General features: G+C 45.1%; 8 protein-coding genes. 2 read left to right on the top strand and 6 right to left on the bottom strand.

All coding sequences use genetic code 11. The annotated features are described in order from the left end of the window. Position 1: 1 nt before the first annotated feature. From A7975_RS31805 to A7975_RS31815, 3 genes are all read right to left on the bottom strand, one after another. A complete protein-coding gene (locus A7975_RS31805) occupies positions 2-1036 on the bottom strand; it encodes an ROK family transcriptional regulator (protein ID WP_065387798.1) in 1035 nt (344 codons plus the stop codon). A 289-nt stretch (positions 1037-1325) separates the two neighbouring features. Continuing rightward, positions 1326-1934, bottom strand: a complete 609-nt coding sequence (locus tag A7975_RS31810; protein ID WP_065387799.1) for a transglutaminase-like domain-containing protein — start codon at positions 1932-1934, stop codon at positions 1326-1328. Positions 1935-2081: 147 nt separating this feature from the next. Then, entirely contained in the window at positions 2082-2816 is a 735-nt protein-coding gene (locus A7975_RS31815; RefSeq protein WP_065387800.1) for a class I SAM-dependent methyltransferase, read from the bottom strand. 206 nt (positions 2817-3022) lie between these two features. Between A7975_RS31815 and A7975_RS31820 the strand changes: the two genes are divergently transcribed. Further along, the gene (locus A7975_RS31820; protein WP_065387817.1) at positions 3023-3565 is read left to right on the top strand and encodes an isochorismatase family protein; all 543 of its coding nucleotides are present in this window, start codon (positions 3023-3025) and stop codon (positions 3563-3565) included. A 50-nt stretch (positions 3566-3615) separates the two neighbouring features. Here A7975_RS31820 and A7975_RS31825 read toward each other — a convergent pair whose 3' ends face one another. Further along, positions 3616-4209 (bottom strand): GNAT family N-acetyltransferase, encoded by a 594-nt coding sequence (locus A7975_RS31825; RefSeq protein ID WP_255314632.1) that lies wholly within the window; start codon positions 4207-4209, stop codon positions 3616-3618. 349 nt (positions 4210-4558) lie between these two features. Here A7975_RS31825 and A7975_RS31830 point away from each other — a divergent pair, with 349 nt between their 5' ends. After that, positions 4559-5629 (top strand): SDR family oxidoreductase, encoded by a 1071-nt coding sequence (locus A7975_RS31830; RefSeq protein WP_065387801.1) that lies wholly within the window; start codon positions 4559-4561, stop codon positions 5627-5629. Positions 5630-5707: 78 nt separating this feature from the next. On the opposite strand, the gene A7975_RS31835 is transcribed toward A7975_RS31830, so the two are convergent. Together A7975_RS31835 and A7975_RS31840 are read right to left on the bottom strand one after the other, a co-directional pair. Next, complete coding sequence (locus A7975_RS31835) at positions 5708-6085, bottom strand: winged helix-turn-helix transcriptional regulator (RefSeq protein WP_053376884.1); 378 nt, start codon at positions 6083-6085, stop codon at positions 5708-5710. A gap of 36 nt (positions 6086-6121) precedes the next feature. Further along, positions 6122-7021: a cation diffusion facilitator family transporter gene (locus A7975_RS31840; RefSeq protein ID WP_053376885.1), complete on the bottom strand. Its 900-nt coding sequence runs from the start codon at positions 7019-7021 to the stop codon at positions 6122-6124. Positions 7022-7737 lie beyond the last annotated feature (716 nt).

A 7737-nucleotide genomic window follows, 5' to 3' on the forward strand; every position in this document is an offset into this window, starting at 1 on the left:
TTTATATTTTAGTTCCTGAGATCATAAGATCCAGCCCAAGATGCTGCAAGCCATACAAATAATCTTGTTTCCAATCGCTTGCCGTAAGCTCGGGAAGATGTTCTTCCGGGATATAGACTGCGCTCTTTACCGCTATTTGGTTAATCATGGATTGGTTCACCTCGTCATTCGAAAAAACAATCGTGTGCGGGTTGAGGATCGCTGTAAACGATGCGACCAACCGGCTGATGGCATCGATCCTTTCCTCCTCGCGAAGCTTTGCTGCTGCTATTTCGCTTTCTCCGTTTAAAGCCTGCAAAAAATTTCTGTCATCATACTGAGGGACGAAGGACACTTCCCCTGAGAAAAACGAGCTTCCCCGTACCACATCGCCATTTACGATAATGCCCGCACCAGGGCCATTTTGCCCCAGATACAAATAGACCAAAGATGACTTCTCTCTTTTCCGCCTATTGTCGTGATAGCCAAGGACAGCAGCATTCATATCGTTTTCTACTACGACGGGAATAGATAATCGCTCTTCGAAGTATCCCTTCAAATCAAAGTCATGGTACTTCTCGTAGCTGGGAATATAAATAATCCGACCATTATTGACCGATCCCGGTACGCCTATAGCCGCCGACTTGATCTTCGGATACTTCAAAATAAGGTCTTCAATATGCTTCGTTAAGCTTAAAATGTCGTCCTTAAGCACGCTTGCAGCCGTGCCTTGCTCCTTCACTTCGCCTAAACAATTAAAGATCGTATAGTTCGTTTCCGTTTTCTCTAAAAAGATAGCCAGCCCCAGCATGTATTCCGGATTATAGGCATAGCGCTGCGCTCTTCTTCCGCCACTGGAATCATCAAGACCAACTAAGATCAGCTCCCCGTCCTGTTCCATTTGCGACAGGAACTTGCTAATAGTGGGGAAACTTATTCCTAACTTGTGGCTCAATTCCACTTTCGTAGCACTGCCAAGCGCCAGTAGGGATGCGCGTATGCCCCGAAAAATAGCTCTTTTCATCTCATTGGGAGCTGCTGGCAAATCATTCACCATGAACACCACCTTAAATCGCGATACTTATTAAATGCATTTAATAAGTCAAATCGATAATACCAGAACTTTTCAGCAATGAAAAGACTTTTATTATTTTAATCAACCAGGGCTCATGTATGAACTGTTGTAATCGGCATGCAGCGATAGCGAAGCTCATGGGAGCGGGCGTCCGCTCCCTTGCGGTGATTTTATTCTCGAGGGGAAGATCCGCAAGGGCTGCTTGCTGCGCTCAGCGGCTTCCTATAAGCTTGAGGGTTGTGGGCATCTATACGTTTCCTTACATCAAAAATTAAAGGCTATCCGGCAAGCCATGTAGATACATATTCATACCATCCGCATGTCCTTTGAGCGCATCCATCGTTTTAGCGTTAGGCAGCTTGTATATTTGCAAATAATCGGCTTCATCGTATTCTGGCCGCACAACAAAAGCCAGTTTTTCTTCGGTTAAAGAAAATGCCGCATGAACACCAGCCTTATTTCCCCGCGCATCAAGACGGATCCATCTTCCTAAACTTGTGAAGTAGACGGCATTTAAAGCATGCATGCAGTACCCTGTATCCGGCGTATCGCCTAATGTAAGTTTTTGATAGCAAAAACCTGTTGGAATTCCTTTGCTTCTTAATAAGGCACACAATAAATTAGATTTCGCGTAACAAATGCCTTCTTTATAAAAAAGCACATCCGATGCCCTGCATGTTATTCTCGAGCTTTGGATATCCCAGGAATGAGAGATCTCATCACGAACGAATGTATAGGCATTTTCCACAAAATCGTTCTCGTTAATGGATGCCATAAATAATTCCGATGCTTTTTCGCTTATTGACTGGTGACTATAATTGATATCTTCTGTTTCTATTAAATAATCTTCTAATTTATCCGAATCACATTTCAAAATCATATGTAATCCCCCTAGCTATAAACTGCCTGTCGGTATTATTATGCATTATAATGTATAGTTATACAATATGATTATTCTATTAATCGTTTTAAAAAACGAACAGGCTGCCAGTTGGCAGCCTGTTGTCGATTATATTGAGTATATGCGTTAATTTTTAACCGCAGCGATCATGAGAAAGATAGGGCGACGGAATTCATCCTGCATATCAGGATTGTTTTCCTTCATTTCCTGCGACGGTTTAGGCTCGGACAGCTTCGTAATGCTGAAGCCAGTCTCAATTAGCGCATTTAGATGCGTAGCGACGGTACGGTGGTACTTCACGACATCATTTTCCAAAAATCTAGCCTGCCGCGATCCTTCATAATGGTAGTCATCGACTGGCCAATGCAATCTCTCGCCTTTCTGGCCATAATGCCAGTCTTGTGCTGCAACCGCGGTGAATACCGGATGCTCGACGGATAGCACAAACGCACCGCCTGGGACAAGGCAGTGATGAACTTTTTGACAAACGGTAATGAAGTCCTCCACATAATGGAGCGCAAGAGAGCTTATGACTACATCAAACTCCTCGGCTTTAAAGTCGATATCTTCAATTGCGAAGCGGCGGTATTCAATCTGCGAATCGTTGGTCATTTCTCTGGCGCGCTCCAGCATATTTTCAGAGAGGTCTACGCCTACCACGGAATGGGCATGCTGTTCGCGCGCGTATCTGCAATGCCAGCCAAAGCCGCAGCCCAGATCAAGCACTTTTTTATTGCGAAGTTCGGGAAGCATTGCGCGAAACGATTCCCATTCACCAGCAGCATTTAACCCTCCGATCGAGCGTGGCATTTGGCTGTAATTTTCAAAAAAGCCTGAATCATCGTATTTATTCTGTTTCATAATTTCGGCTTGTCTCCTTGCTTTTGGAATTAATGCGAAAGGAATTCTTTACCTTATCATTAAACCATAAAAAAATTCCATTTCAAATTCAACTATAATTGAACTTTACTTGTTTGGCTCGGTCAATTACAAGCCTTAAAGGAAGTTCAAACATGAATCTCGAATATTAAAAGTATGAAGGAACAAGGATGATGGATGGTGAGAAAATGAAAGCACTCTTAGTTATTGATGTGCAAAACGGTATTGTTAATTTAGGCGATTTCAAAACGGAACTGGCATTGATGGAAAGTGTGATTAAGGATTTCAAAACCGGCAGCCTACCTGTTATTTTTGTAAGACATTTTGATGATTCGGAAGAAAGCCCGCTCTATAAGGGTTCTGTTGGTTCTGAGCTGCACGGTTCATTAAAGAACTATGCCGACTATGTGATTGAGAAGCAAACACCAAGCTCATTCTTCAAAACTAACCTCGCGGATACGTTAGAACATTTAGGTGTAACTCATCTTTTTATCATTGGATTTGAGACTGAATTTTGCTGTATGTTTACGGCGATTTCTGCATTTGACCGAGGCTACAAAGTGACATTAATTAAGAATGCAACTGGAACAGGCAATACCGATGAATCTTACGGAATGCCAGGATTAGACATTCGACGTTTTGTCGGAACGGTTCTCCAATGGTCGAGCGTTATTGAAGTTTTGGATTACGAAAAATATGCTGAGAACTATTTTGCTGAGAATATGATGTGAGGAAGGACCCATTTGGAGGGAGCACGCTTGAGTTGCAGGCGTACTCCCTTCTATTTTCGCTTATAAAGCTTGTAATACTGATAGGCCTCGTCTTCGATTTCTATCGTATCTATCAATTCAAATCCGCATTTTTGAATGACTTTATTCGAGGGGGTGTTACGGATCAGAGCTACAGCGCTAAGCTCCTCTACATTCGTTTGCGAGAACAAATAATCGATCATCCCTTGAGCAGCTTGGGTCGTATACCCTTTGTTGCGATGATTTTTCGATATGGCATACATGATCTCTCTGTTTGGCGGCGGCAATTGTTCTTTTATGCCCGTACAGCACCACCCGATAAACTCACCTGTCTCCTTTGAAATAATGCCAAGACGTAATCGGAGCTGTCCAATATCGCCGCCTTCTTCTGCCACAGCTTTTAAAAACTGTTTGTTTTCGACGGTTTCGTAATGGATTAACCAATCTAGCCTTTGTTCCTTCGGAACATCCCAGCCTGGCAAAAATTCAATGATTTCCGATTGCTGGGTAAGCGCGTAAAACTCATCCAAATCCTCTATTCGATATTCCCGCAAAATAACATCCTTACACTCTATCGTGAAAGGGTCATTCGTCGACTCACGCTGCATAGCTGAATTTATATTCATATCCATATTCCCTTCCTATCGGCTTCTTGCGCTATCCCTACTTGCCGGAGTGATGGATTGGCACTGAATGGCGTATTGATCCAGCGCTTCCTTTGCAAAACAGATCATTTGCTCCAAGCTTCATTATCTCCTTTACTACCGCTCGAATAAAACAATAGTAGCACATTCCTTTGGCTTTTTTTGGGAGAAAACAGCTATAGTCATTGGTATCTATCCCTATCTCCATTGTACATTCATAAGCCTATATTACTTTCAAGTAACTATATCACTCCAAAGTGCGTACTTTTTTTTCAACCTGACAAGGCGCACAATGTTGTTAAAGCCACTACAAATGAGGAGAGAATTTCTTATGAATAACAAAGGAGCAGCAGCTCATAAAACGGCGCTAGTCATTGGAGCAGGCGGCGTTATCGGAAGAAATCTGATCGAATATTTGGAGCTTCTGCCGGAATGGGAAATAATCGGCGTGTCAAGACGGGGCGGGGATTCCAGCGGCCGTACGCGCTATGTCTCCGTTGATCTGCTTAATGAAGGGGATACACGCGAGAAACTAGGCAAGCTGTCGGAAGTTACCCATATCTTCTACGCTGCTTATCAAGATCGCCCTACTTGGGCAGAACTGGTCGCACCGAACCTCGCCATGCTAGTCAATGTCGTCAATGCGGTAGAACCTAACGCTTCAAACCTGCAGCATATTAGTCTCATGCAGGGCTACAAGGTGTATGGAGCGCACCTAGGTCCCTTTAAGACGCCTGCCCGGGAAACAGATGCTTACCATATGCCGCCGGAGTTTAATATCGATCAGCAGCAGTTCCTCGAACGAAGGCAGCCGGGAAGCAGCTGGACTTGGTCGGCGCTACGGCCTTCCGTCGTATCCGGGTTTGCCCTCGGCAATCCGATGAATCTGGCCATGGTGATTGCCGTATATGCTTCCATTTCGAAAGAGCTTGGACTCCCTCTCCGTTTTCCCGGCAAGCCCGGAGCCTACAACAGTCTGCTGGAAATGACGGATGCAGCCTTGCTCGCAAAAGCTACCGTCTGGGCGGCGACTGACGAACGCTGCGCGAATCAAGCGTTCAACATCACAAACGGCGATTTGTTCCGGTGGAACGAGCTTTGGCCAAAAATAGCCGCGAGCTTCGGGCTTGAGGCGGCGCCCCCGCTGCAAATGTCCTTGGAGGAGGTTATGGCAGACAAGGAGGAGCTATGGAGCTCCATGGTGGAGAAGCATGGCTTGGCGAATAACGCCTATAAGGACGTTTCCTCATGGCGGTTCGGGGATTTTGTATTTTCGTGGGATTACGACTTTTTTGCCGACGGCTCGAAGGCGCGCCGGTTCGGCTTCCACGAATTTGTTGATACAGAAGCGATGTTTATGGACATTTTTAAAGAACTGAGGCAGCGCAAGGTCATTCCTTGATCCGTTTGCCTACCGTCCACCCATGCTGATTGCAAAAAAACCGGTCACTGACATGCAGCGACCGGTTTTATTTTCACGCTAATCCGTTCCATCCGTTTGCGGTGCTACCGCCAAAATTTTAACCTTACCGCCATATACCAGCTCGGCATGCCTGTCTCCCCATCTGCATAGCAGATGAAGAATGTCTTTCAAGCTCCAGCCGTACTCCGTTAACTCGTATTCGACCTTTGGCGGCACCTGGTTATACGAAATGCGAGTAACGATGCCATCCTCCTCCAGCTCACGAAGCTGTTGTGTAAGCACTTTTTGGGTTACCGCAGGCATTAAGCTCATCAACTCTCCGTTGCGTTTCTTCCCGAGGGTTAGATGGAACAAAATAACCTGCTTCCACTTGCCGCCGATCACCTCGAGCGTGACTTCCACCGCCGTATTGTACGTCTTCTCCGGTTCCAGCACTGGGCTTACTTCCCTCCTTGCCAAATACGGCGCAGCCTATTTGTCGTTATCCTGATACCAGGGATTTAAATGAATCAGCACCTCTTCGACAAGCGGGTTTTGTTCCATAATCGTCTGTTTTATTTTTCTGCTAATGTCATGGCCGTCTTGGACGCTTAGCTCAGCGGGAATGCCTACCCTCACATCAACAATCATGTAATGGCCATGCTCCCTGGCGCGTATGCGGTCAATCCTTTTCACTTCCGGTATCGAGCGGACCAGCTGCGTAATTTCCTCCATGCGGTCCTCATCGATATTTTTCTCCATTAGAACATCAATGGAGGTGCGTCCCATGTGGATCGCCAGCTTTAGAACAAAATAAGCCACGATGATTCCCGCGATAGGGTCGCCGTATTTCAGAATATGGATGTTAAAATGATCACCGATCATGGCAAGGGCGATACCAACTACAGCTGCCAGCGACGCATATACATCAGCCAAGTGGTCATAAGCGGTGGCGATCAAGCCGCTGCTATTGATTTTTTTGCCGATACGCATGGTGTACACATAAAGCCACTGTTTCCATACCAGCGAGATAGCTGCCGCAATCAGTACAAGCAGCGTAGCTTGGTGAGCCGGCTCCATCAGCGCCATAATCGAATGATAACCCATATAGACAGCTGCAAGGATCAAAATAACGGCGACGATGCCGGCACCGATTACCTCCGCCTTCCCGTGTCCGTAAGGATGATCCTTATCTGGCGGCCTTTTCGAAATCATCATCGATATTAAAGCAGCCGTGGTCGCAAAAACGTCCCCAGCATTATGTACGCCATCCGCGATAAGCACCTGACTGCTGAATAGAAAACCAATAATAAGTTTCATGGCGGTTAAAAGAATATTGCTGATTAAACTAGTCCAAATTGCAAAAGCTGATTGGTTACTTGTTGATTCCATTGAGCGGTCCATCCTCCAGCACAGTTTGAATGCGATGATTTATGAGTTCGATTAGCACATGCTGGAGCTTTCTAAGTTTTCTGTCATCAAGTCCACAAAGATTCCGATCCACGTACGTTTCCCTATATATCGCCTATACCTTTAAAGGTACCGTGTCATTATACAAAACGAAAATCGTGTGGGTCTAGAGAAACAGTCTTGCCTTATGTAAGAAATCTTACTGCAAGCCAAGAGAGTTTGGGCGAACTAATTATGTTGCATCTGCGCAAAACGGTATAGGCATCCGCCTAAATGTGGTTAAACCAAGACAAATGTCCAATCGTTTGGACGTATTTTTCATACAATACCATAACCGAACGACGAGACATTCAACTATACAGGATCGGTCCAAGTTCGGAAATTTCTATCTAGGGGGAATTAGCATGTCCGGTGTACACGGAGGTTTTACGTCTTTAGGCGTAATTTTGGTCTTGTTCATTCTTCTCGTAATCATTACTCGATCTGTTATTTTCTAACTAACAACTACCCGCCCATAGTAAAAACCGCCAGAGCTGTGAACGGGACTGACCCCATAACGTGAGACAAATCAAAACACCTTCAAGAAAATGCAACCATGTCGTAAGATATGGAGACAACCTTGGAGGTGTTTTTACGTTGGCAACAAGAGTAAGTTACCCCGTGGATATAAAGACAAAAGCAATTGAAATGAGAATAGC

The organism is Bacillus sp. FJAT-26390 (assembly GCF_001682865.1).
Lineage (GTDB): Bacteria > Bacillota > Bacilli > Paenibacillales > Paenibacillaceae > Pristimantibacillus.

Bases quoted from the DNA above. Each gene is read 5' to 3' on its own strand.
- A7975_RS31805 (WP_065387798.1), bottom strand. From the start codon at position 1,036: ATGGTGAATGATTTGCCAGCAGCTCCCAATGAGATGAAAAGAGCTATT.
- A7975_RS31810 (WP_065387799.1), bottom strand. From the start codon at position 1,934: ATGATTTTGAAATGTGATTCGGATAAATTAGAAGATTATTTAATAGAA.
- A7975_RS31815 (WP_065387800.1), bottom strand. From the start codon at position 2,816: ATGAAACAGAATAAATACGATGATTCAGGCTTTTTTGAAAATTACAGC.
- A7975_RS31820 (WP_065387817.1), top strand. From the start codon at position 3,023: ATGAAAGCACTCTTAGTTATTGATGTGCAAAACGGTATTGTTAATTTA.
- A7975_RS31825 (WP_255314632.1), bottom strand. From the start codon at position 4,209: ATGAATATAAATTCAGCTATGCAGCGTGAGTCGACGAATGACCCTTTC.
- A7975_RS31830 (WP_065387801.1), top strand. From the start codon at position 4,559: ATGAATAACAAAGGAGCAGCAGCTCATAAAACGGCGCTAGTCATTGGA.
- A7975_RS31840 (WP_053376885.1), bottom strand. From the start codon at position 7,021: ATGGAATCAACAAGTAACCAATCAGCTTTTGCAATTTGGACTAGTTTA.